Source organism: Streptomyces sp. NPDC059828 (genome assembly GCF_042731955.1).
GTDB lineage: Bacteria > Actinomycetota > Actinomycetes > Streptomycetales > Streptomycetaceae > Streptomyces.
The window spans coordinates 67560-89057 of record NZ_JBHWIW010000024.1 but is presented as its reverse complement, the minus strand read 5'-3'; the positions used below and the strand labels follow the sequence as shown (position 1 = coordinate 89057).

Here is a 21498-nt window from a genome sequence, read left to right as displayed (position 1 = left end):
GAACCCCGTCACACCTCCCGCGAGCGCACCCCGAGGGCGCGCTTCAGGTCGTCGAGCTGGTCCACCAGCCGGCGTCGCAGCGCCGGGGTCAGCTCCGTGTCGCGCAAGCACGCCTCCCCCACCCGGAGGTGCTCCGCGTCCACCGCGTGGGCCGGGAACGCGTGCTGGCCCACCGCCTGGGCGATGGCTGGGCCCCTGCGGGCGGCGAGGGCGACGGCCGCGGGGTAGTAGCGCGGCACGTAGTCCCGTACCAGCTCCGCCTGTTCGGGCTGCCAGAAACCCTGGGCGGTGGCGGTGAACAGGTAGTTGGAGAGGTCGTCGGAGTCGAAGAGCCGGGACCAGGCGGCCTCCTTGGCCTCCGGGGCGGGCAGGGCGGCGCGGCAGCGGGCGGCACCCTCCTGGCCGGTGGCGCTGGGGTCGCGGTCGAGCTCCGCCGCGATCTCCGTCTCGCCGATCGCGCCGAGTACGGCGAGCCTGGCGAGGATGCGCCAGCGCAGCTCGGGGTCGAGCTCGGGTCCGCCGGGCACGCCTTCCCCGTCGAGCCAGTCGTGCAGGCCGTTGGGGTGGGCGGCGGCGTCGATGAAGTGGCGTACGGCGGTGAGTCGAAGGCCGGAGTTGCTGCCGTCCTCGGTGCGCCGGATCAGGTCGCGGGTGAGGTCGGTGACGAGGGCGAGCCCTGCGGGGCGGTCATCGGGCGCGAGGTAGCGGTCGAGGACATGGGCGCGGGCGAAGCCGAGGACGCCCTGGACGACGGCGAGGTCGGGCTCCTCGGGGAGATGGGCGCGAGCGGCCTCGAGATAGGTGACGGGTGCGAGCTGGCCGTCGCGGACCATGTCCCGCAGGGAGTTCCAGACCACCGCGCGGGTGAGCGCGTCGGGGATACCGGAGAGGGTGCGCAGCGCGGCTTCCCCGGAGGTGCCGTCGAGGCGGACCTTGGCGTAGGTGAGGTCGCCGTCGTTGAGGACGACGAGGGCGGGGCGGCGTCCCGGTCGTGTCGCTGACTCGCCCTGCTGCGTCTGCGGCACGTCGGTCTCGAAGCGCTCGCGCAGCACCAGGCGGCCGGCTTCCACGGGGTCGCGGTCGTAGGCGCCGACGGCGATGCGGTGCGGGCGGTTTCCGTCCTGGGCGACGGCGAGCTGCCAGCCGCCGTCGGCCTCCGCGACCTCGGCGGCGAGGGTGTCGATTCCGGTGGTGCGCAGCCAGACCTCGGCCCACGCGTGCACATCGCGGTCGGTGACGGCGGCGAGCGAGTCGATGAAGTCGGCGAGGGTGGCGTTGCCGAAGCGGTGCCGGGTGAAGTGACGGTTGATTCCGGCGAGGAAGTCCTTCTCACCGAGCCAGGCCACGAGCTGCCGCAGGGCGGACGCGCCCTTGGCGTAGGAGATGCCGTCGAAGTTGACCAGCGCCGACGCGGTGTCGGGCACGGCGTCGGGGTCGGGCGCGACCGGGTGGGTGGACGGGCGCTGGTCGGCGTCGTAGCCCCAGGTCTTGCGGGCGATGCCGAAGTCGGTCCAGATGCCCGTGAAGCGGGTGGTGGCCTCGGCCAGGGTCTGGTAGCCCATGTACTCGGCGAAGGACTCGTTCAGCCAGATGTCGTCCCACCAGCGCAGGGTGACCAGGTTGCCGAACCACATATGGGCCATCTCGTGGGCGATGACCATGGCGCGGGTCTGCCGCTCGGTGTCGGTGACCGCGGAGCGGTAGACGAACTCGTCGCGGAAGGTGACCAGTCCCGGGTTCTCCATGGCACCCGAGTTGAACTCGGGGACGAAGGCCTGGTCGTACGAGTCGAAGGGGTAGGGCTCTTCGAACTTCTCGTGGTAACGGTCGTAGCAGGCCCGGGTGGCGTCGAGGATCTCGTCGGCGTCGGCGTCCAGGTACGGGGCGAGGGAGCGGCGGCAGTGGATGCCGAAGGGCAGCCCGGCGTGCTCGGTGCGCACGGAGTGCCAGGGCCCTGCGGCGACGCCGACGAGGTAGGTGGAGATCAGCGGTGTGGGCGCGGCGGTCCAGCGGCCGTCGCCCTGGTGCGTGGTGACTCCGTTGGCGAGGACCGTCCAGCCCTTGGGCGCGGTGACGCTGAGCTCGAAGACCGCCTTGATGTCGGGCTGGTCGAATGCGGCGAAGACCCGCTGCGCGTCGTCCATGCACAGCTGGGTGTAGGTGTAGGTCTCACCGTCCGTCGGGTCGGTGAAGCGGTGCATGCCTTCGCCGGTGTGCGAGTAGCGCATCGCGGCGGCTATGCGCAGCTCGTGCTCACCGGCCGTGAGCCCCTTCAACGGGAACCGGTTCCCGTCGAGGGTCTCCGGGTCGAGGGGCTGTCCGTCCAGGGTGACGGAGCGCAGGGTGGCGGGCTTGAGCTCGATGAAGCTGTCCCCGTCGGCCCGGGCCGTGAACCGGATCGCGGTTCGTGAGTCGAAGTTCTGATCACCAGTGGTGAGATCGAGTTCGATCGAGTACCGGTGGACGTCGATGAGCTCGGCTCGGGTCTGCGCTTCGTTGCGCGTCAGTACGGACATGGAGGTCATGCTGCCTGATGGGGTGGCGCGGAGGCACGGGGGATTCGCTCTCAGCGTGCGCGGGTTTCGCTCGCTGCCCGAACGGGTCCCGCGGCGGTCACGGCCGGTCGCCGCGTCACGCCGGAGCGGCAGCCCCACCGGCGATCCGGGCGAAGGTCCCTCTGACGCGTTCGCGGTCCGCGCCGTCCGCCAGCAGTGCGTGCAGCAGCAGGCGTGCCTTGGGGGCATCGAGATGGCCCGCGGAGAGCAGTCCGCGGGCCAGCACGTCGCTCTCCGAGCCCGGACCCGTGTAGGTCCTGCTGAGCAGGGCGCCCGCGCCGGTACGGGAGGCCAGGACGACCGGCATCCGGGCCGCCAGCCGTTCCAGTGGCTCGACCAGCCAGGCGGGGACGTGCCCCGCGCCGAAGGCGGCCACCACCAGGCCGTCGAACCGCTCGTCCACGCTGTCGAGCAGTTCGCCGCCGTCACCGAGCGCCAGGGTGAGCAGGCAGACACGGACCTGGCGCCGCAGCGACAAGGGGGCGTCCACCACCAGCGGGTGCGCGGGCCGCAGCAGGATCCGGGGGCTCCCCTCGACCACGGTGCCCAGCCGGCCCGCGCCCGGTGAGGCGAAGGTGGCGAGGGACGTGGTGTGGGTCTTGCGTACGTGGCGGGCGGAGTGGATCTCGTCGGCGCACACCACGAGCACCCCCAGGCCGCGGCAGCCGGGGTCGGCGGCCACCGCGATCGCCCCGGCGAGGTTCGCCGGGCCGTCGGCGCCCGGCAGGTCCGGGCGGCGCATCGCGCCGGTGACGACCACGGGCATCGCGGTGGTGGTGCAGAGCAGGTCGAGGAGGAAGGCCGTCTCCTCGAGGGTGTCGGTGCCCTGGACCACGGCGGCCCCGGACCCGGCCGCGGTGACCGTGTCGATCTCCTTGGCGAGCGCGGCGATGTCGTCGAACGACAGCGAGGAGCTCGGCAGCCGCCGGAAGTCGCGCAGTTCGACCGCGGCGGTCACGGGGATGCCCGCCGCCGCGAGCACTTCGGCGCCGGTCATCCGTGAGGCGTCGCCGCCACGTGCGGAGATGGTGCCACCGAGGGTGAAGACGACGACCGGATTCACGACTGGTCCTGCTCCTGTTCCTTGTAGGCGATGGTCTCGTGGTGGCGGATGACCTCGGCGATGATGAAGTTGAGCAGTTTCTCGGCGAACGCCGGGTCGAGCTTGGCGCTTTCGGCGAGCTCGCGGAGCCGGGCGATCTGGCGGGCCTCACGGGCCGCGTCGGCGGGCGGGAGGTGGTGGCGCGCCTTGAGATGGCCGACCTGCTGGGTGCACTTGAAGCGTTCCGCGAGCATATGGACGACCGCCGCGTCGATGTTGTCGATGCTCTCACGCAGCCGGATCAGTTCGGCGTGGACGGACTCGTCGATGTCGAGGGGCTCGCTTGTGCTCATGGGGGCTGAGCCTACGTCGGCCGGGGCTCCCGCTGCCGGGGTCGGCACGGGAACGATCTAGGCTTGAGCAGTCTTTGCCATGAGCACATCACAAGGAGAGGCGATGCGGACGTACCGAATCGTTCAGAGCACCCTAGCGCTGGCCGGAGCCCTCACTCTCGTGGTCGGCGCGACGGGTACCGCCAGCGCCGCTGACACCACCCTGCGACTGAAGCGCGGGGGCAACACCATCGGCACCATGACCCACCTCGACGACGACCCCGACACGTTTCGCGTCTGCGACACCCGGGCCGACGGACACGGCGTCACCGGCAAGCTCTATATGTACACGGCCGGCTGGCAGCTGAAGGAGACGAAGGAGGACGGCGGCGACTCCGGTTGCGGCTACTTCGACTACAACGTCGTCCCCTACGTCGCCAAGTACATGCTGAAGCTCTGCTGGAACGGCCCCGGTGAGGTCTGCGTCAAGAAGGAGTTCACCGAGGACTGAGCCGGTCCCGGTGGCTGCGCCGCCTCCGGCGTGAGCGCGGCACGGAGACCGGGCGGGGCGGGGAAGGCAGCCACCTGGCATGCCTTCCCCGCCCCCGCTCGGTGCGCTGGGCGCGGATGGGGCGGAGTTAGAGCGTCGCCGCCGCGTTCTTGATGGCGGTGGCGAAGGTGGAGACCTCGGTGTAGACACCCGGGTAGCCGGCCCGGGCACAGCCGTAGCCCCAGCTCACGATGCCGACCTGGATCCATGCGTTGTTGTTGTCCTTGCGGAACATCGGGCCGCCCGAGTCACCCTGGCAGGTGTCGACGCCGCCCGTGTTGTAGCCCGCGCAGATCTCCTCGCCCGCGACGAGTTCGGAGTACGCCGAGGCGCAGTCGCCGTCGGAGACGAACGGGACCGTGGCCTTGCGCAGGTAGCGCTGCTGCGAGCCGCCCTCACGGGTCGCACCCCAGCCGGCCACGGTGAAGGTGCCGCTGTTGTACGCGGTCGTGTCGGCGATCTTCAGCGTCGGGAGGTTGATCGGCTTGGCGAGCTTGATCAGCGCCCAGTCCTTGCCGGTGCCGTTGTAGCCGGGCGCCTGGAGGACCTTGGTCGACTTGACCTTGATGGCGCTGGAGCTCTGGAGGTCCACGACCCCCGCGGTGGCGGTGATGCTGGTGTTGTTACCGGAACCGCTCACGCAGTGGGCGGCGGTCAACACGATCTGCTGGGTGTACAGCGCGCCGCCACAGCCCATGGAGAGGCGGACCATGAAGGGGAACTCGCCCTGGGAGGCGCGGGTTCCGCCGACGACGGGCTGGGGGGCGGCGGTGGCGGAGGTCGGCTGGAGACTGATCGCGGCGAGCATCACCGCACCGGCGGCAATGCATCTCTTGAGGGCACGTACGAGGGTGTGGTTCACCGTATGCCTTCTTCCGTGGGGGGTTGCTGGTTGCGTGTCGACACACGACTCACTGGGTGACATGAGCCCGTCAACACTGGTCCGGATTATGAGGACGGTGTGGCGTGCACCACAAGGCGCCGCTTTCGGCCAGCCGGAGACCGCCCGGCGAGACGCGGCACCGCGTTTCCGGGTCGTAGAGTTGACAGCGGTCGACCGTTGTCCAGGGCGGCACCTCGAGGCGTCGCACGGCACCGGCAGGGGGTACGGACGTGGCGGACGACAGCGAGGTGGTGCACGGCTACCCGCACCTCGACACCGCGCGGGCGGCCATCACCGCGCTGCACAAACGCCTGTCCTACGACGGGGTCCGGGCGTACGCGAACAGCGTGGCCCCGGCCGATGTGGCCTTCTGCGACCAGGACGACCTCCATCTCGGGGCCCAGCGGGTCGCCCATGCCCTGGTGCGTCAACTGCGCCTGCCGGAAGCCCGGATGATCGTGAGCTTCCGGGAGATGCGGCATGCGGCGAGCGTCGAACTCACCGCGGGGCCGGAGTACTTCATCGAGCTCAACGACCGGTTCCGCAGGTATCGCAGGGACATCGGCGCGGCACTCGCCCACGAGATCACCCATGTGCTGCTGCACCGCCTCGGGCTCACGTTCCCCGGCACGCGCGACAACGAGATCCTCACGGACACCGTGACGACCTATCTGGGGGCGGGCTGGCTGCTGCTCGACGCGTACCGCGAGGACGCGGTTTCCAGCCAGAAGCTGGGCTATCTGACCCCCGAGGAATTCGGCTACGTACTGGCGAAGCGCGCACTGTTGTTCGACGAGGACCCCTCGGTGTGGTTCACCAGCCCGCAGGCGTACACCGCCTACACGACGGGGCGGGCGCAGGCGCTGCGCGACGGGCGGGAGCCGCCGCTGGCCGCAGCGGGATGGAACGGGCGGCGGCGCTATGCGAAGGACCGGCGCCAGGCGCAGGAGCACCCTGCGGGGCGGCCCGGGGGTGGCCCCTCCCCGGGGTCCGGCTCCTCGCCGGGTGCGGGTCTCCGGTCGCCGGGGTCCGCGTACGCGTACGCGTTCGAGCGGATGCCCGGCGACGGGCTGCGGGTGTCGTTCCCCTGCCCCACCTGCCACCAGCGGATCCGGGTGCCCGTACGCGGCCGGGTCCGGGCGCGGTGCGCACTGTGCCGGACCATTCTCGAATGCGACACCTGAGGGGCTTTCCGTAGGGTTTTCGTATGAGGACCGACGAGCTAAACGGAGAGCTCTTCGAAGCCCTGTTCCAGGGCGACGACGACGCCGTCGTACGGGCGCTGCGGGCGGGAGCCGCGGCGGAGGCCGCCGACGAGGACGGGCAGACCGCGCTCTACGCCGCGGCGTCCTTGAACCAGCCGGGGATGGTGCGCCTGCTGCTCGCGGCGGGCGCCGACCCGGACCGTCCGAGCGATGCCGACGGCGGGGGGCTGCCCCTGTGCGGGGCCGCGGTGTGGGGCCGCACCGAGGTGATGCAGGCCCTGCTGGCCGCGGGCGCACGGCCCGACCTGGAGGAGGACCCCGGGGTACGCGCGCTGACCTGGGCCTGCCGCCAGGGCCGCGCCGAAATCGTGGACCTGCTGCTCACCGGGGGCGCGGACCCCGACCTGCCGGGTCCGGGCGGTGAGCCGCCGCTGGTGACCGCGGCCCGGCGCGGATCGCCGTCCTGTGTACGAGCCCTGCTGCGGCACGGCGCCCGGCCCACGCGGGAGGCTCTCGCAGAGGCCCGCGAGTGGATCGGCGTCGACGTGGAGGCGCGTCTGCGCAGGGAGCTGTCCGGGATGGACGGCGAAGGGCTCCAAACCGTGTCCCGCCGGGTCGAGGAGGACGGCACCGTGACGGTGGTCGTCGAGCTGATCCGCGAGGGCGGCCTTGTGGCGGGCAACGAGCAGCAGACCGGGCATGCGGCCGTCGCCACCCTGCTGGAGGCCGCGCTGGGCACGCGGACACCCGCCGACGAGCTGGCCGAGCGCGCCCTGCACTGCGGGGACCCGGACCAGGCCGACTGGACCGAGGCCGTGGGCGTACTCCAGAGCCGGGCCGACGAGGAGACCTTCCGGGCCGCGGCGGCGTGGGTGGGTACGGAGGATCCGCTGCGGCAGGCGTTCGCCGCCGACGTGCTGGCGGGTCTCGGGCTGCCGGACGAGGACCACGGCGCCCCGGGCAACCCCGGGCACGCGGGATTGCCCGCCCGCGTGGTGCCGCTGCTGCGGGAGCTGGCACGGGAGGCCGGTGATCCCGAGGTGATCCGGGCCGCCGTGGCCGGGCTCGGCCAGCAGCGTGACCCCGCCGGGGTCACGGAGATCCTGCGGCACGCCGGGCACACGGACCCGGAGGTGCGCTTCGGTGTGACGGTGGCGCTGCACGGGCTGCTCCCCGGGGACCACACCGAGGGCGTCGACGCGGTCATCGGGCTCACCCGGGACGAGGACGACGGGGTCAGGGACTGGGCGACGACCGTGCTGGCCGACACCGGGGCCGACGGCCCCGCGGTCCGCCAGGCCCTGGCGGACCGGCTCGCGGATGCGGTTCCCGACATCGAGGCGGAGGCGGCACGGGGCCTGGCGATGCGTCAGGATGCCCGCGCGGTCCAGGCGTTGGCACGGATCCTCATGGACGAGGACCCGGAGGGGTACGCGTGGTCCACCGCGGAGCAGGCGCTGGAGTACGTCACGGACGAGGGGGCGCGGCGCCGCCTGGAGGCGACGGTGCCGCGAAGCCACTGAAGCGGTGCGGGTGCGGGTGGGCGGTTTCGTGGTCTGCCGCACCCCCGTGACGGCGCCAGGGGTGCCCGTGTCCTCGGTCTCCCCTCCCCCACCCGGACTTCGTCCAGGGGATCCCGTACGGACTCAGGCTCGGGTTCGCCCGGCCCCGTGGAGAGCCGTGGGGCCGCTGCGGGGCTCGTGCCCCCTACGCGTCCCCCGTCCCGCGGGCGGCCAGCACCTCCCGGTAGTGCGCGTTGTCCATGATGCCCAGGACGTTGCCGAAGGGGTCGGTCACGGACGCGGTGACGAAGCCCGGGCCACGCTCCGTGAGCGGCTCGTACTCCTTCGCCCCCTTGGACAGCAGTGTGTCGAGCGCCGCGCTCACGTCCTCGACGTGCCAGTACACGACCGCGCCGCCGGGTCCGGTCGCGGAGCCGGGAGGAGCGTAGCTGCTGTCGATCAGCCCCAGCTCGTGCTGGTAGTCACCGAGACGGAACTCCGCATACCCCGGGCGCTCGAAGTACGGCTCCGTGCCGAGCAGCTCGGTGTACCAGGCCTTGGCCGCCGGCAGATCGGCCGCCCAGAAACTGACGGTGGTGAGTCCTCGCAACATGGGTGTCGCCTCCTTGTCGTCACTGGGACCGTAGGCGGCATATAGGCCAGATTCCGTCCGCATGGAAAGGGTGAAGAACAACCGTGCCGCCGGCCCGAGGAGGACCGGCGGCACGGGGTGTGGGGGGTGGGGAAGTGGCGGCGGTCAGCAGCCGTGGTCGACGAGATCGAACGAGCTGTAGTGATCGGCGGTGTAGTAGTCCTCGTCCTCGGACTCACCGGTGACGATGCGGCGGGCCCCTCGCGTGGGGGATCCGGGCGTCTCGACGGTGTACTCGTGGTAGTAACCGCTCGACTGCGCCGGAAGGACGCCTTCACGGTTGGAGAAGACGGTGCCGTCCTGGGAGTGGGGGAACGGACCGCCGTCCTCGATGAGTTCGAGGGTGTCATGCGCCTGCGACGGGAGGGCGGAGTAGCAGATCTCGCCGACGGACGCCGAGGCCGCGCTCGCCGGGGCCGCGATCGGGCCACCGATGAGCAGGGTGGAGGCAAGGGCGGCGGCGCCGCCGAGCAGGGTGAATCGTGGGGGGATTCGCATGACTCCATTGACGCGCGTAGAACTTGACGCGTCAATGACAACCGTGGGGAGTTCCTGTGCAATTCACCTACACGAATCGGTCACCTCTGGATGTTCACACAAAGGAAACCCCAGCGATACCGGTCGCCCGCTCTCGTGATCCTGGACGGCGGCGCCGCCGAGCAGCACCAGCATGAGCAGCCCGGCCATGACCAACTGCCCGCGCACGAGAGCGCGCTTGTGCGCCCAGGTGCCGTACGCGCACAGCGCGAGCGCCACCATGAGCAGCACGCCCACCACCCCGAGGTAGGGGCCCGTCGCGTCCCCGCTCGCCTCCCCGTCGACGCTCAGCCCCGACCGCGCCCAGGCCCCGTATGTCAGCAGCAGGCCCGACAACTCCAGGATCACCAGCGCGTATGCGGCGAACCCGGATGACTTGTGCTCACCCTGCTGCGGATCACGGTTGATGGAACGTTCACTCATCCCGCCAGCCTGATCATCGCGACCCGTGGTGCGCATGAGTACGCGTACTCATGCGCACTGAGCACACCAGCCTGATGTGGTCCCGGCGGTGGGCCGGTGCGTACGGCAGCGCCCGAAGGGGGCCCGGGTCGACCGCCGTTGGGGCACTTCAGGACGGGGGCCGGACCGGGGAGGGGGCGATGGACGCATGTGGACTGGCTGAGCGGTCACCCCACCGGCCTCGACAACGCCGCGATGCCGGGCCACGGCACATCCGCCCAAGGTCTGTCCGGGCGAGAGGATCTAGCGCCGCGCCCCGTACACCGGCAGCGGCGGTTCGGCGGACTCGAGGAGCTTTCGGGTCGCGCGACCCGCCTCCGCGGGGCTCCAGCGGGCTCCCTTGTCGGCCGTGGGGCCGGGGCGCCAGCCCTGCATGACCGTGATGCGTCCCGCCTCGGCCTCGAAGACCCGGCCCGTCACCCCCGCGCTGTCCGCCGATCCGAGCCAGACGACCAGCGGTGACACGTTTTCCGGTGCCATCGCGTCGAACGCGGTGGGATCGGCCGGGGCCGCCATCGTGTCGGCGAAGGTCTGCTCGGTCATACGGGTCCTCGCGGCCGGGGCGATCGCGTTGACCTGGACCCCGTAGGACGCGAGTTCCTCCGCGGCGACCAGGGTGAGGCCGACGATGCCCGCTTTCGCCGCACTGTAGCCGCCCTGCCCGACGGAGCCCAGCAGGCCCGCGCCACTGGAGGTGTTGACGATCCGGGCCACGGTCCTGCGGCCGGCCTTCGCCTCGCCGCGCCAGTACGCCGCCGCGTGCCTCAACGGAAGGAAGTGACCCCGCAGATGCACCCGCAGCACCGCGTCCCAGTCGTCGTCGTCCAGGTTCACCAGCATCCGGTCCCGCAGGAAGCCCGCGTTGTTGACGAGGGTGTCGAGGCGGCCGAACGAGGCCAGCGCGGCTTCCACCAGCGAGCCGGCACCCTCGCCGGTGGTGATGTCACCGGCGTGGGCGACCGCTTCACCGCCACCGGCCTCGATCTCCGCGACGACCCGCTCGGCCGGTGAGGCGGACGCCCCAGATCCGTCGGGTCCGGCGCCGAGGTCGTTCACCACGAGCCGCGCGCCCTCGGCGGCGAAGGCCAGTGCGTGCGCCCGGCCGAGACCCCGGCCTGCGCCCGTCACGATCACCACTCTTCCCGCGCAGATGCCGTCCGTCGTTTCGCCGCTCATCTCAGTCCTCCTTGTTGACCGTTGCCGCATCCAGGAACGCCGGGCGCTCCCCGCCCCCGTGCACCAGCAGCGACGCCCCGCTCACATAGGCCGCCCGCGGTGAGGCGAGGAAGACCGCCACCTCACCGATCTCGTCCGGCTCGGCGAGCCGCCCGAGCGGCACCGTGCGGCCCACCGCCGCCACACCCGCCTCGTCGCCGTAGTGCAGCGGCACCAGTTCCGTACGGACCATCCCGGGCACCAGCGTGTTCACCCGCACCTCGGGCGCCCACTCCACCGCCATGGAGCGCCCGAGGCTCTCCAGGCCCGCCTTCGCCGCCCCGTACACGGCCGTGCCGGGCGACGGGCGGGTCCCGCTCACGCTGCCGATCATCACAACCGAGCCGCGCGCCCTGCGCAGATGTTCGTACGCGGCGAGTGACACGGTCAGCGGCACCAGCAGGTTCAGTTCGAGCACCCGCGCGTGGCGGGCGGCGTCCGCGGCGTCGAGCAGCCGGTAGGGCGTACCGCCCGCGTTGTTCACCAGGGTGTCGAGCCTGCCGTACCGGCGTATCACCCGGTCGATGAACTCCCCTGCGACTGCCGGGTCCCGCAGGTCGGCGGGCTCGAAGTGGGCGGTGCGCCGGCCGGCTTCGACCGCGGCATCCGGTGGCCTGCGGGCGCAGACCACGACTTCGGCACCCGCGGCGAGGAACGCACGCGCGATTCCCGCGCCGACGCCCCGCGTCCCCCCGGTGACGACGGCGACCCTCCCGTCCAGCTCCATCGGCTGCTACCTTCCTCACTGGGCATTCACCTAACAAACGTTTGGTGGAAAGGTAGCTGATCGGCTCATGGGTGTCTCCACCGCAAGCCCCGAGAAGGGCATATCCGTCGTCACGACCGACTTCCCACCCGTCAACGCCCTTCCCGTACAGGGCTGGTACGACCTCGCCGACGCCGTACGGGCCGCGGGCCGCGACCCGGAGATCCGCTGTGTGGTGCTGGCCGCCGGGGGCCGCGGCTTCAACGCGGGTGTGGACATCAAGGAGTTGCAGCGCGACACCGGCCATGAGGCCCTGATCGGCGCCAACCACGGCTGCTACGAGGCGTTCGCGGCGGTCTACGAGTGCGAGGTGCCGGTGATCGCCGCCGTACACGGCTTCTGCCTCGGCGGCGGGATCGGGCTCGCGGGCAACGCCGACGTGATCGTGGCATCCGACGACGCCACCTTCGGGCTGCCGGAGCTGGACCGGGGCGCACTGGGCGCCGCCACGCATCTCGCCCGGCTGGTGCCGCAGCATCTGATGCGGGCCCTGTACTACACCTCGCGCACGGTGACCGCCACCGAGCTGCTGGGTCATGGATCGGTGTGGAGGGTCGTACCGCGCGAGGCCCTGCGGGACGCGGCGCTGGCGTTGGCCCGCGAGGTCGCCCGTAAGGACGGCCGGCTCATCCGGCTGGCCAAGGCCGCCATCAACGGCATCGACCCCGTCGACGTACGCCGCAGCTACCGCTTCGAGCAGGGGTTCACCTTCGAGGCGGGCCTCAGCGGCACCGCCGCGCGGGTACGGGACACGTTCGGGCAGGAGAGGGAAGGGGAGACGGAGGCATGACCGACAAGACCATGACGCCGGACGAGGTGGTCTCCCGGCTGAGCAGCGGAATGACCGTCGGGATCGGCGGCTGGGGCTCCCGCCGCAAGCCGATGGCCCTCGTCAGAGCACTGCTCCGGTCCACGATCACCGATCTGACGGTGGTCTCGTACGGCGGGCCCGATGTCGGGCTGCTGGCCGCCGCGGGCCGGATCCGCCGGCTCGTCGCCCCCTTCGCCACGCTGGACTCGATCCCGCTCGAGCCGCATTTCCGGGCCGCCCGCGAGGGCGGCACCCTGCGAATGACGGAGCTGGACGAGGCGATGTTCATGTGGGGCCTGCACGCGGCCGTGAACCGACTGCCGTTCCTGCCCGTGCGCGCGGGCCTCGGCTCGGACGTGCTGCGGGTCAACCCCGAGCTGAGGACGGTGACTTCACCGTACGAGGACGGCGAGGAGCTCGTCGCCGTGCCCGCGCTGCGCCTCGACGCCGCGCTGGTGCACATGAACCGGGCCGACCGGATCGGCAACGGCCAGTATCTGGGCCCCGACCCGTACTTCGACGACCTCTTCTGCGAGGCAGCGGACGAGGCGTACGTCTCCTGCGAACGGCTGGTCGACACGGCTGAGCTGACCAAGGACGCCGCCCCGCAGACCCTGCTGATCGGCCGCCACAGCGTCACCGGCGTCGTGGAGACCCCGCACGGCGCCCACTTCACCTCCTGCGCCCCTGACTACGGGCGCGACGAGGCCTTCCAGAAGCTGTACGCGAGCACCCCCTGGCACGACTTCGCCGAGCGGTTCCTGTCCGGTCCCGACGAACAGTCGTACCAGTCGGCGGTACGGGCCTGGCGCGAGGAGGAGCAGCGGCGATGACGGATCTCGCTCCTCACATCGAGGCCACCCGGGCCGACTTCTGTGTCGTCGCCTGCGCCGACGCCTGGCGCGGCGACGGCGAGGTGCTGGCCAGTCCGATGGGTCTGATCCCCTCCATAGGTGCCCGCCTCGCCCGATACACCTTCTCCCCCGATCTGCTGCTGACGGACGGCGAGGCGATGCTCGTCGCCCTCGACGGCACGGTCGAGGGCTGGCTGCCCTACCGCCGCCACCTGACCATGGTCACCGGTGGCAGACGGCACGTGATGATGGGCGCGAGCCAGATCGACCGGTACGGCAACCAGAACATCTCCTGCATCGGCACATGGAACCGCCCGGCACGGCAGCTGCTCGGCGTGCGCGGAGCCCCCGTCAACACTCTCAACAATCCGGTGAGTTACTGGATCCCCCGGCATTCGCGGCGGGTCTTCGTCGAGAAGGTGGACATGGTCAGCGGGGTCGGCTACGACAACGCCGCTGCCGCCGGGGACTCGGCGACCCGGTTCCACCGCATCCCGCGGGTCGTCTCGGACCTCGGTGTCTTCGACTTCGAGACCCCGGACCGCTCGATGCGGCTGGTGTCCGTGCATCCCGGGGTGACCGTCGAACAGGTCCGGGAGTCGACCGGCTTCCCCCTCGTGACCGGTGACGACGTGCCGTTCACCCGCGAACCGAGCACGGCGGAGCTGCGGCTGATCCGCGAGGTCATCGACCCGGCCGGAGCCCGCGACCGCGAGGTGCGCGGCTGATGCCCCGGATCGAGACGGCGCTCACCCGGCTCACCGGGGTCGAGCACCCCATCGTCCAGACCGGGATGGGCTGGGTCTCCGGCCCCCGGCTGGTGTCGGCGACGGCCCGGGCCGGGGCACTGGGCATCCTCGCGTCCGCGACCATGACCACGGAGCAACTGCGGCATGCCGTGCGCGAGGTCAGATCCCGTACGGACGCGCCCTTCGGCGTCAATCTGCGCGCCGATGCGGGGGATGCCCGGGAACGGGTGCGGATCATCGTCGAGGAGGGTGTACGCGTCGCCTCGTTCGCCCTCGCTCCCTCACGCGCGCTCGTCTCCGAGCTGAAGGACGCGGGCGTCGTGGTGATCCCGTCCATCGGAGCCCGCCGCCATGCCGAGAAGGTCGCGGCCTGGGGCGCGGACGCGGTGATCGTGCAGGGCGGTGAGGGCGGCGGGCACACCGGCGAGGTCGCCACGACCGTGCTGCTCCCCCAGGTGGTGGACGCCGTGGACATCCCGGTGATCGCGGCGGGCGGATTCCACGACGGGCGGGGCCTGGTGGCGGCGCTGGCGTACGGGGCGGCGGGCATCGCCATGGGGACCCGCTTCCTCCTCACCAGCGACTCGACGGTCCCTGATGCCGTCAAGGCCCGCTATCTGGCGGCCACGGTGAGGGACATCACCGTCACGGCCGCCGTCGACGGGTTGCCGCACCGCATGCTGCGCACCGATCTCGTGGCGGCGCTGGAGCGGTACGGCCGCGCCCGCGCGCTGCTGCACGCCCTCCGCAGGGCCGCCGGATTCCGCCGGCTCTCCGGGCTCTCCTGGGCCGCGATGCTGCGCGACGGACGCGCGATGCGGCACGGCAAGGACCTGTCGTGGAGCCAGGTCCTGCTGGCCGCGAACACCCCGATGCTGCTGAAGGCTTCGATGGTCGAGGGACGCACCGACCTCGGCATCATGGCCTCCGGACAGGTGGCGGGGCTGATCGAGGACCTGCCCAGTTGCACGGAACTCGTGGACCGGGTGATGCGCGAGGCCGGACAGGCGCTCCGCGCTCTGCCCCCGACGGCCTGGTCCACCGGTTCCCCTGCCCCGTAGGGGGTTCCATGCAGTGATCAGGGCCCGGGGCTGGACGCCGGTCGGCGGCGGGACCCGCGTCAGGTCCCGCGCCGGCCGGCGTTCCGGTGTACACCCGGGCCGAAGTCACCCGATGGAGCTACCTGGCGGCGGACCGCCGGCCTCCGCCAACGCCACCGCCCCGGGTGACACCAGCCGCACGGCTCCTGCCCTGGGCGTGCCCGCCTTCGGCACGCCCCGCCCGACTCCCCTGGCCACGGCCTGCCTGACCGCTTCCCGACTGGGTGCGGGTGGCACCGCTCCCCTTGCCACGACCCGCCTGGCCGCTCGCCGCCGGGGCGCGGGTCGCACCGCTCCCCTGGCCACGACCCGTCTGACCGCTCTCAGCCTGGGCGCGGGGGCCGCCGCTCCGGGCACGCCTGCGCTTCGGCCGCGACGACTCGGCCGGCTGCTGCGGCTGCGGTACGTCGATGGTGACCGCGACACCGGACGGCTCGCGAGCACCGGTCAGCCGGGCGAGCTCCTCGTCGCTGGACTTCACCCTGGCCGTCCGCGGACTGATCCCCGCGTCCGACATGAGCCGGGTCATCTCGCGCTTCTGCTCCGGCAGCACCAGCGTCACGACGCTGCCGGACTCGCCGGCCCGCGCGGTGCGCCCGCCCCGGTGCAGGTAGTCCTTGTGGTCCGTCGGCGGGTCGACGTTCACGACGAGGTCCAGATCGTCGACGTGGATGCCGCGGGCCGCCACGTTGGTCGCCACCAGCGCCGTGACATGACCGCTCTTGAACTGGTCGAGGGTGCGGTTGCGCTGCGGCTGCGAGCGCCCGCCGTGCAGTCCAGCCGCCCGCACCCCGCTGGCGAGCAGCCGCTTCACCAGCCGGTCCACGGACCGCTTGGTGTCCAGGAAGAGGATGACCCGGCCGTCACGAGCCGCTATGCGCGTGGTGACCGCCTTCTTGTCAGTCTCGTCGGCGATGTACAGGACGTGGTGGTCCATGGTGGTGACGGCGCCGGCGGACGGGTCCACCGAGTGCACCACGGGGTCGCTGAGGAACTGCTTGACCAGCCGGTCGATGTTGCGGTCCAGGGTGGCGGAGAACAGCATCCGCTGACCGTCCGGCTCGACCTGCTTCAGCAGCGCGGTGACCTGCGGCATGAAGCCCATGTCGGCCATCTGGTCGGCCTCGTCCAGCACGGTGATCGCGACCTGGTCCAGTCGGCAGTCGCCGCGTTCGATGAGGTCCTTCAACCGTCCGGGGGTCGCCACCAGCACCTCGGCACCCCTGCGGAGCGAGCCGGCCTGCTTGGTGATCGACATCCCTCCGACCACCGTCGTCAGCCGCAGATTGACGGCCGTCGCGTACGGGGTGAGGGCGTCGGCGACCTGCTGCGCGAGCTCACGCGTGGGGACGAGCACCAGGGCGAGCGGCGCACCGGACTCGGCACGCCGGCCGGCGGTGCGGGCCAGCAGCGACAGGCCGAAGGAGAGGGTCTTCCCCGACCCGGTCCGCCCGCGACCGAGGAGGTCACGGCCGGCGAGGGAGTTCGGCAGGGTCGCCGCCTGGATGGGGAACGGTTCGGTCACGCCCTGTGCGGCAAGGGTCTTCAGCAGGGCCGCCGGCATGTCGAGCTCGGCGAACGCCTGGACCGGGGGCAGCGCCGGTGTGACGGTCTCGGGGAGGGCGAACTCCCCGGCAGGGCCTCCGCCACGGGCGGGGGACTTCGGGGACGTCCTCGCGGAGGGCTTCCCCGACGTCCTCACGGCTGCCCTTCCGCGGGATTGCGACGGACCCTTGCGTGCCTGGCCGGCACCGGGGCGTTCGATACGAGTCATCGGGATTACCTTCCTGGACCTCATGAACAGCACAAACCGGGACCCGCGCCATGACGGCGCGGGTCCCGGTTGCGCAAGGGCCGCGGCAGGCGGCGTCTGCCCGACGGGGCGAACGTTGCCTGGCGCGGCACCAGGCCCCGGCAGGGGGCCTGGGCGCTCTGGGTGTCAGGCGGGGAGGATGTTCTCCGCCTGCGGGCCCTTCTGCCCCTGGGTGAGGTCGAAGGAGACCTTCTGGCCCTCCTGGAGCTCACGGAAGCCCGAAGTGGCGATGTTCGAGTAGTGGGCGAAGACGTCGGGGCCGCCGCCGTCCTGCGCGATGAAACCGAAGCCCTTTTCCGAGTTGAACCACTTCACGGTGCCGGTGGCCATAACTTTTCTCCTGATCAGGTCGAGCAGCCCCATCCGGAAACTCCGGAAAACAAAAATGCGCCCGACGAACATTTCCCGTCAGGCGCACATAAAGTTCATGGGTACCAAAACTGCAACGCTGGGACAGTAGCACACCCGACCTCGGAATCGTGCGCAACCGTGGCCGCGACCCGCCGAAACCATGGTCAGCGCGACCGGAACACGGTCAGCGCCGACCACGGCCGCTTACCTGGCCCGGCTGCGTGGGCGCCACCAGAGGACCGTCACTGCGGCTCGATGACCGTCACAGCCGCTCGATGACCGTCACATTCGCCTGGCCGCCGCCCTCGCACATGGTCTGAAGCCCGTACCTCCCGCCCGTGCGCTCCAGTTCGTGCAGCAGCGTCGTCATCAGCCTGACCCCCGTCGCACCCAGCGGATGCCCGAGGGCGATGGCGCCGCCGTTGACGTTGACGCGGGCCGGGTCCGCTCCGGTCTCCTTGAGCCAGGCGAGGACGACGGGGGCGAAGGCCTCGTTGATCTCCACGAGGTCGATGTCATCGATGGACAGGCCCGTCCTGGTCAGCGCGTGGGCGGTCGCCGGGATGGGGGCCGAGAGCATCCGGATGGGGTCTTCCCCGCGCACGGAGAGATGGTGGACACGGGCACGCGGGGTCAGCCCGTGGATCCGTACCGCCTGCTCGCTCGCCAGCAGCATCGCGGCGGCGCCGTCCGATACCTGCGAGGAGCAGGCGGCGGTGATCGTGCCGCCTTCCACGACGGGCCGAAGGGCGGCCATCTTCTCCAGGGAGGTGTCACGCCGGGGGCCCTCGTCCACGGCCAGCTCGCCGTACGGGACGGTCTCGCGCGCGAAGCGGCCCTCGTCGATCGCCCGGACGGCCCGCTGATGGGAGCGCAGGGCGAACTCCTCCATGTCGCCGCGCGAGATGCCCCAGTGGCGCGCGATGAGTTCGGCTCCGTGGAACTGGTTGACGGGCGCGTCGCCATAGCGTGCCCGCCAGCCCTGCGAGCCGTGGAAGGGGCCTTCGGTGAGGCCCAGCGGTTCGGCGGCCTGACGGGAGGCGAAGGCGATGGGTATCTGCGACATGTTCTGCACGCCGCCGGCGACCACCAGGTCCTGGGTGCCGGACAGCACTCCCTGCGCGGCGAAGTGCACGGCCTGCTGGGAGGAGCCGCACTGGCGGTCGACGGTCACGCCGGGCACCTCCTCCGGCAGGCCCGCAGCCAGCCAGCAGGTGCGGGCGATGTCCCCGGCCTGCGGGCCGACCGTGTCCAGGCAGCCGAAGACCACGTCCTCCACGGCGGCCGGGTCGATCCCGGAGCGGGAGACCAGGGCCGTGAGGACGTGTGCCCCCAGGTCGGCGGGGTGCACGGCCGCGAGGCCCCCCTTGCGCCGCCCCACCGGGGTGCGGACCGCTTCGACGATGTAGGCCTCGGCCATGGCTGCTCCTCGGGGTCGTACGGAATCAGGGTCGTCGTACGGAGATCCCGTCCAGCACCATCGACAGGTACTGGCGGGCGATCTCGTCCGGGCTGTGCCCGCCGCCCGGCCGGTACCAGGACGCCGCGACCCACACCGTGTCGCGGACGAACCGGTAGGTGAGCCGGATGTCCAGGTCGTCACGGAAGACCCCGGCCCGGACCCCGCGCTCCAGGGTTCCCAGCCAGGCCTTCTCGAACTTCCGCTGGGAGTCGGCGAGATAGTGGAAGCGCGGCTGCACGGAGAGGTGCTTGGACTCCTTCTGGTAGATCGCTACGGCGGCGCGGTGCCGGTCGATCTCCCGGAAGGACTCGGTGACGAGCGCCTCGATGGTCTCCCGCGGCCCGAGATCCGCGCCGAGTACGGCGTCGTATCCGGCCCAGAGCTCGTCGAGGAAGGTCGAGAGGATCTCGTCCAGCATCGACTCCTTGGAGTCGAAGTGGTAGTACAGGCTGCCCGCGAGCATCCCGGCCTCGTCCGCGATCCTGCGGACAGTGGTGGCGTTGTATCCCTGGGCGGCGAACACCTCGGCGGCGGTGTCGAGGAGTTCACGGCGCCGCGCGGGAGAGGCGGTCACCTGGGTCTTCTTCTTGGTGGTAGGCACCTGTCCATTCTCGTCCGCCTGTGTTCACGCGTGCTGGGAGCTCACGGAGACCGTCTCGCCGGTCATGTACGAGGAGTAGCCGCTGGCGAGGAAGACGATGACATTGGCGACCTCCCAGGGCTCGGCGTGCCGCCCGAAGGCCTCCTTCCCGGTGAGCTCGGCGAGCAGGTCGGCCGAGGTGACCTTCACCAGGTGCGGGTGCATGGCGAGGCTCGGCGATACGGCGTTGACCCGGACCCCGTAGGCCGCGGCTTCGAGCGCCGCACAGCGGGTGAGGGCCATGACACCGGCCTTGGCGGCGGCGTAGTGGGCCTGGCCGGTCTGAGCACGCCAGCCCACGACGGAGGCGTTGTTGACGATGGCGCCGCCCCGGCCGCCGTCCCGGAAGGCGCGCAGGGCGGCGCGCGTGCAGCGGAAGGTGCCGTTCAGCGTCACGTCCAGGACGCGGGTCCACTGCTCGTCGGTCATGTCCACGAGCGGCGCCGTACCACCGAGCCCCGCGTTGTTGACGACGAGGTCGAGGCTCCCGTGCAGCCGCACGGTCTCGGCGAACAGGGCTTGTACGGCGGCCTCGTCGGTGACGTCGCAGGGCAGCGAGGCGACGGCGTCGGCCCCGAACTCCCCGGCGAGCTCCTCCTCGGTCTCCTTGAGCCTGCGCACATGGGCGTCGCTGATCAGCACCCGGGCGCCCTCTTCCAGGAAGCGGCGGGCGGTGGCCCCGCCGATCCCGGCTCCGGCGGCGGCGGTGACGACGGCGCTGCGGCCGGCCAGCAGGGCGTGCCCCGGAACGTACTGAGCCTTGTTGTCCGTCACATCAACACGTTAACCTACCAAACACTTGTTAGGGAACGCCTTCGATGTCTTCGATGCCTTCGACGGAAGCGGGCACCCCATGGACCTGACCCCCTCGGAAGACGAGACCGCCTTCCGGGCCCTCGCCCGTGAGTGGTTGCACGCCCATGTCCCCGACCGCGCGCTGCCCTCGCTGGAGACGGCGGAGGGCTTCGCGGCGCACCGGGAGTGGGAGGCAGCGCTGTATGCCGACCGCTGGTCGGTGGTGTCCTGGCCGGAGGTCTACGGAGGCCGTGGCGTCGACATCTTCCGCTGGCTGGCGTTCGAGGAGGAGTACTACGCGGCGGGTGCACCGGGCCGGGTCTCGCAGAACGGGATCAATCTGCTCGCCCCCACGCTCTTCGCCCATGGCACCGGGGAGCAGCGGGGGCGGATCCTGCCGCCCATGGCGAGTGGCGAGGTGATCTGGGCACAGGCCTGGTCCGAGCCCGAGGCCGGCTCCGACCTGGCATCCCTTCGGTCCCGCGCGGTGCGCACGGACGGCGGCTGGCTGCTCTCGGGCCAGAAGACCTGGTCGTCGCGCGCCGCCTTCGCGGACCGCGCCTTCGGGATCTTCCGCACCGACCCGGACGCGGACCGGCCGCACCGGGGGCTGACGTATCTGATGTTCGACCTGCGGGCGCCGGGGGTCACGGTCCGCCCGATCGGCCGCCTCGACGGCAGGCCCGCCTTCGCCGAGCTGTTCCTGGACGAGGTGTTCGTACCGGACGGGGACGTGATCGGTGCGCCCGGTGACGGCTGGCGTATCGCCATGTCCGCCACGGGCAACGAACGCGGTCTCACGCTGCGCTCCCCCGGCCGCTTCCTCGCCGCCGCGAACAGGCTGGTGGAGCTGTGGCGCTCGGTGGGTGACCGCACCGACACCGCGATGCGCGACCGGGTGGCGGACGCGGTGATCGGAGCTCGCGCGTACCAGCTCTTCACCTGTGTCCACGCGTCCCGCTTCGCCGCGGGTGCCACGATCGGCGCCGAGGCCAGCGCGAACAAGGTGTTCTGGTCCGAGTACGACATCGCGCTGCACGAGACGGCGCTCGACCTGCTGGGCGGGGACGGCGAGTTGGCGGATGACGCGGACGGGGCCGGCGGCGGCTGGGCGGAGGGCTATGTCTTCTCGCTCGCCGGTCCGATCTACGCCGGAACGAACGAGATCCAGCGGGACATCATCGCGGAGCGGCTGCTGGGTCTCCCGAAGGGACGCCGCTGA

At 71.5% G+C, this 21498-nt stretch carries 22 protein-coding genes; 8 read left to right on the top strand and 14 right to left on the bottom strand.

The features are described from left to right. Positions 1-8: 8 nt before the first annotated feature. The 3 genes from pepN to ACFV6V_RS16910 all read right to left on the bottom strand — a co-directional run bounded on the left by pepN (position 9) and on the right by ACFV6V_RS16910 (position 3950). The gene (gene pepN / locus ACFV6V_RS16920; protein WP_385565234.1) at positions 9-2525 is read right to left on the bottom strand and encodes an aminopeptidase N; all 2517 of its coding nucleotides are present in this window, start codon (positions 2523-2525) and stop codon (positions 9-11) included. A 106-nt stretch (positions 2526-2631) separates the two neighbouring features. Next, a complete protein-coding gene (locus ACFV6V_RS16915) occupies positions 2632-3618 on the bottom strand; it encodes an asparaginase (RefSeq protein WP_385565233.1) in 987 nt (328 codons plus the stop codon). Beyond that, positions 3615-3950 (bottom strand): chorismate mutase, encoded by a 336-nt coding sequence (locus ACFV6V_RS16910; protein WP_385565231.1) that lies wholly within the window; start codon positions 3948-3950, stop codon positions 3615-3617. Before ACFV6V_RS16910 ends, ACFV6V_RS16915 begins: the two co-directional genes overlap by 4 nt. Before the next feature lie 103 nt (positions 3951-4053). Here ACFV6V_RS16910 and ACFV6V_RS16905 point away from each other — a divergent pair, with 103 nt between their 5' ends. Next, on the top strand, positions 4054-4440 hold the full coding sequence (locus ACFV6V_RS16905; RefSeq protein ID WP_385565229.1) for a hypothetical protein: 387 nt from the start codon (positions 4054-4056) through the stop codon (positions 4438-4440). A gap of 127 nt (positions 4441-4567) precedes the next feature. Here ACFV6V_RS16905 and ACFV6V_RS16900 read toward each other — a convergent pair whose 3' ends face one another. Next, on the bottom strand, positions 4568-5287 hold the full coding sequence (locus tag ACFV6V_RS16900; RefSeq protein ID WP_385565267.1) for a S1 family peptidase: 720 nt from the start codon (positions 5285-5287) through the stop codon (positions 4568-4570). Between the two features lie 305 nt (positions 5288-5592). Here ACFV6V_RS16900 and ACFV6V_RS16895 point away from each other — a divergent pair, with 305 nt between their 5' ends. Beyond that, positions 5593-6546 carry a hypothetical protein gene (locus ACFV6V_RS16895; RefSeq protein WP_385565227.1) on the top strand — a complete coding sequence of 318 codons (954 nt, stop codon included), beginning with the start codon at positions 5593-5595 and terminating at the stop codon, positions 6544-6546. Positions 6547-6569: 23 nt separating this feature from the next. Next, complete coding sequence (locus ACFV6V_RS16890) at positions 6570-8090, top strand: ankyrin repeat domain-containing protein (protein ID WP_385565225.1); 1521 nt, start codon at positions 6570-6572, stop codon at positions 8088-8090. Between the two features lie 184 nt (positions 8091-8274). Here the strand turns inward: ACFV6V_RS16890 and ACFV6V_RS16885 are convergent, their stop codons facing one another. The 5 genes from ACFV6V_RS16885 to ACFV6V_RS16865 form a co-directional block, all read right to left on the bottom strand. Further along, the gene (locus ACFV6V_RS16885; RefSeq protein ID WP_385565222.1) at positions 8275-8682 is read right to left on the bottom strand and encodes a VOC family protein; all 408 of its coding nucleotides are present in this window, start codon (positions 8680-8682) and stop codon (positions 8275-8277) included. A gap of 144 nt (positions 8683-8826) precedes the next feature. Beyond that, entirely contained in the window at positions 8827-9219 is a 393-nt protein-coding gene (locus tag ACFV6V_RS16880; RefSeq protein WP_385565220.1) for a ribonuclease domain-containing protein, read from the bottom strand. 63 nt (positions 9220-9282) lie between these two features. Then, a complete protein-coding gene (locus ACFV6V_RS16875; protein WP_385565218.1) occupies positions 9283-9681 on the bottom strand; it encodes a DUF6234 family protein in 399 nt (132 codons plus the stop codon). Between the two features lie 282 nt (positions 9682-9963). After that, positions 9964-10896 (bottom strand): SDR family oxidoreductase, encoded by a 933-nt coding sequence (locus ACFV6V_RS16870; protein WP_385565215.1) that lies wholly within the window; start codon positions 10894-10896, stop codon positions 9964-9966. Between the two features lies 1 nt (position 10897). Next, positions 10898-11662, bottom strand: a complete 765-nt coding sequence (locus ACFV6V_RS16865; RefSeq protein ID WP_385565214.1) for an SDR family oxidoreductase — start codon at positions 11660-11662, stop codon at positions 10898-10900. Positions 11663-11729: 67 nt separating this feature from the next. Here ACFV6V_RS16865 and ACFV6V_RS16860 point away from each other — a divergent pair, with 67 nt between their 5' ends. The 4 genes from ACFV6V_RS16860 to ACFV6V_RS16845 are packed head-to-tail and all read left to right on the top strand — an operon-like array spanning position 11730 to position 15176. Then, positions 11730-12491: an enoyl-CoA hydratase family protein gene (locus ACFV6V_RS16860; protein WP_385565211.1), complete on the top strand. Its 762-nt coding sequence runs from the start codon at positions 11730-11732 to the stop codon at positions 12489-12491. Continuing rightward, positions 12488-13345, top strand: coding sequence for a CoA transferase subunit A (locus ACFV6V_RS16855; RefSeq protein ID WP_385565209.1), 858 nt, complete (start codon positions 12488-12490; stop codon positions 13343-13345). The genes ACFV6V_RS16860 and ACFV6V_RS16855 overlap by 4 nt, the downstream gene beginning before the upstream one ends. Next, positions 13342-14094, top strand: a complete 753-nt coding sequence (locus tag ACFV6V_RS16850) for a CoA-transferase subunit beta (protein ID WP_385565206.1) — start codon at positions 13342-13344, stop codon at positions 14092-14094. The genes ACFV6V_RS16855 and ACFV6V_RS16850 overlap by 4 nt, the downstream gene beginning before the upstream one ends. Positions 14095-14102: 8 nt before the next feature. Beyond that, the gene (locus ACFV6V_RS16845; protein WP_385565264.1) at positions 14103-15176 is read left to right on the top strand and encodes an NAD(P)H-dependent flavin oxidoreductase; all 1074 of its coding nucleotides are present in this window, start codon (positions 14103-14105) and stop codon (positions 15174-15176) included. Positions 15177-15294: 118 nt separating this feature from the next. Here ACFV6V_RS16845 and ACFV6V_RS16840 read toward each other — a convergent pair whose 3' ends face one another. From ACFV6V_RS16840 to ACFV6V_RS16820, 5 genes are all read right to left on the bottom strand, one after another. Further along, positions 15295-16989 (bottom strand): DEAD/DEAH box helicase, encoded by a 1695-nt coding sequence (locus ACFV6V_RS16840; RefSeq protein ID WP_385565203.1) that lies wholly within the window; start codon positions 16987-16989, stop codon positions 15295-15297. A 165-nt stretch (positions 16990-17154) separates the two neighbouring features. Continuing rightward, positions 17155-17358, bottom strand: coding sequence for a cold-shock protein (locus ACFV6V_RS16835; protein WP_361278210.1), 204 nt, complete (start codon positions 17356-17358; stop codon positions 17155-17157). Between the two features lie 283 nt (positions 17359-17641). Continuing rightward, positions 17642-18799 carry an acetyl-CoA C-acetyltransferase gene (locus ACFV6V_RS16830; RefSeq protein WP_385565201.1) on the bottom strand — a complete coding sequence of 386 codons (1158 nt, stop codon included), beginning with the start codon at positions 18797-18799 and terminating at the stop codon, positions 17642-17644. A gap of 25 nt (positions 18800-18824) precedes the next feature. Continuing rightward, positions 18825-19442, bottom strand: coding sequence for a TetR/AcrR family transcriptional regulator (locus tag ACFV6V_RS16825; RefSeq protein WP_385565198.1), 618 nt, complete (start codon positions 19440-19442; stop codon positions 18825-18827). Between the two features lie 24 nt (positions 19443-19466). Beyond that, on the bottom strand, positions 19467-20255 hold the full coding sequence (locus tag ACFV6V_RS16820; RefSeq protein ID WP_385565195.1) for an SDR family oxidoreductase: 789 nt from the start codon (positions 20253-20255) through the stop codon (positions 19467-19469). A 79-nt stretch (positions 20256-20334) separates the two neighbouring features. Here ACFV6V_RS16820 and ACFV6V_RS16815 point away from each other — a divergent pair, with 79 nt between their 5' ends. Further along, positions 20335-21498 (top strand): acyl-CoA dehydrogenase family protein, encoded by a 1164-nt coding sequence (locus tag ACFV6V_RS16815; RefSeq protein ID WP_385565262.1) that lies wholly within the window; start codon positions 20335-20337, stop codon positions 21496-21498.

Excerpts from the sequence above, each read along its gene's own strand:
- ACFV6V_RS16835 (WP_361278210.1), bottom strand. The coding sequence starts at position 17,358 with ATGGCCACCGGCACCGTGAAGTGGTTCAACTCGGAAAAGGGCTTCGGT.
- ACFV6V_RS16860 (WP_385565211.1), top strand. The coding sequence starts at position 11,730 with ATGGGTGTCTCCACCGCAAGCCCCGAGAAGGGCATATCCGTCGTCACG.
- ACFV6V_RS16900 (WP_385565267.1), bottom strand. The coding sequence starts at position 5,287 with ATGCTCGCCGCGATCAGTCTCCAGCCGACCTCCGCCACCGCCGCCCCC.
- ACFV6V_RS16830 (WP_385565201.1), bottom strand. The coding sequence starts at position 18,799 with ATGGCCGAGGCCTACATCGTCGAAGCGGTCCGCACCCCGGTGGGGCGG.
- ACFV6V_RS16815 (WP_385565262.1), top strand. The coding sequence starts at position 20,335 with ATGGACCTGACCCCCTCGGAAGACGAGACCGCCTTCCGGGCCCTCGCC.
- ACFV6V_RS16905 (WP_385565229.1), top strand. The coding sequence starts at position 4,054 with ATGCGGACGTACCGAATCGTTCAGAGCACCCTAGCGCTGGCCGGAGCC.
- ACFV6V_RS16885 (WP_385565222.1), bottom strand. The coding sequence starts at position 8,682 with ATGTTGCGAGGACTCACCACCGTCAGTTTCTGGGCGGCCGATCTGCCG.
- ACFV6V_RS16910 (WP_385565231.1), bottom strand. The coding sequence starts at position 3,950 with ATGAGCACAAGCGAGCCCCTCGACATCGACGAGTCCGTCCACGCCGAA.
- ACFV6V_RS16875 (WP_385565218.1), bottom strand. The coding sequence starts at position 9,681 with ATGAGTGAACGTTCCATCAACCGTGATCCGCAGCAGGGTGAGCACAAG.
- pepN (WP_385565234.1), bottom strand. The coding sequence starts at position 2,525 with ATGACCTCCATGTCCGTACTGACGCGCAACGAAGCGCAGACCCGAGCC.
- ACFV6V_RS16870 (WP_385565215.1), bottom strand. The coding sequence starts at position 10,896 with ATGAGCGGCGAAACGACGGACGGCATCTGCGCGGGAAGAGTGGTGATC.
- ACFV6V_RS16890 (WP_385565225.1), top strand. The coding sequence starts at position 6,570 with ATGAGGACCGACGAGCTAAACGGAGAGCTCTTCGAAGCCCTGTTCCAG.
- ACFV6V_RS16850 (WP_385565206.1), top strand. The coding sequence starts at position 13,342 with ATGACGGATCTCGCTCCTCACATCGAGGCCACCCGGGCCGACTTCTGT.
- ACFV6V_RS16880 (WP_385565220.1), bottom strand. The coding sequence starts at position 9,219 with ATGCGAATCCCCCCACGATTCACCCTGCTCGGCGGCGCCGCCGCCCTT.
- ACFV6V_RS16840 (WP_385565203.1), bottom strand. The coding sequence starts at position 16,989 with ATGACTCGTATCGAACGCCCCGGTGCCGGCCAGGCACGCAAGGGTCCG.
- ACFV6V_RS16865 (WP_385565214.1), bottom strand. The coding sequence starts at position 11,662 with ATGGAGCTGGACGGGAGGGTCGCCGTCGTCACCGGGGGGACGCGGGGC.
- ACFV6V_RS16855 (WP_385565209.1), top strand. The coding sequence starts at position 12,488 with ATGACCGACAAGACCATGACGCCGGACGAGGTGGTCTCCCGGCTGAGC.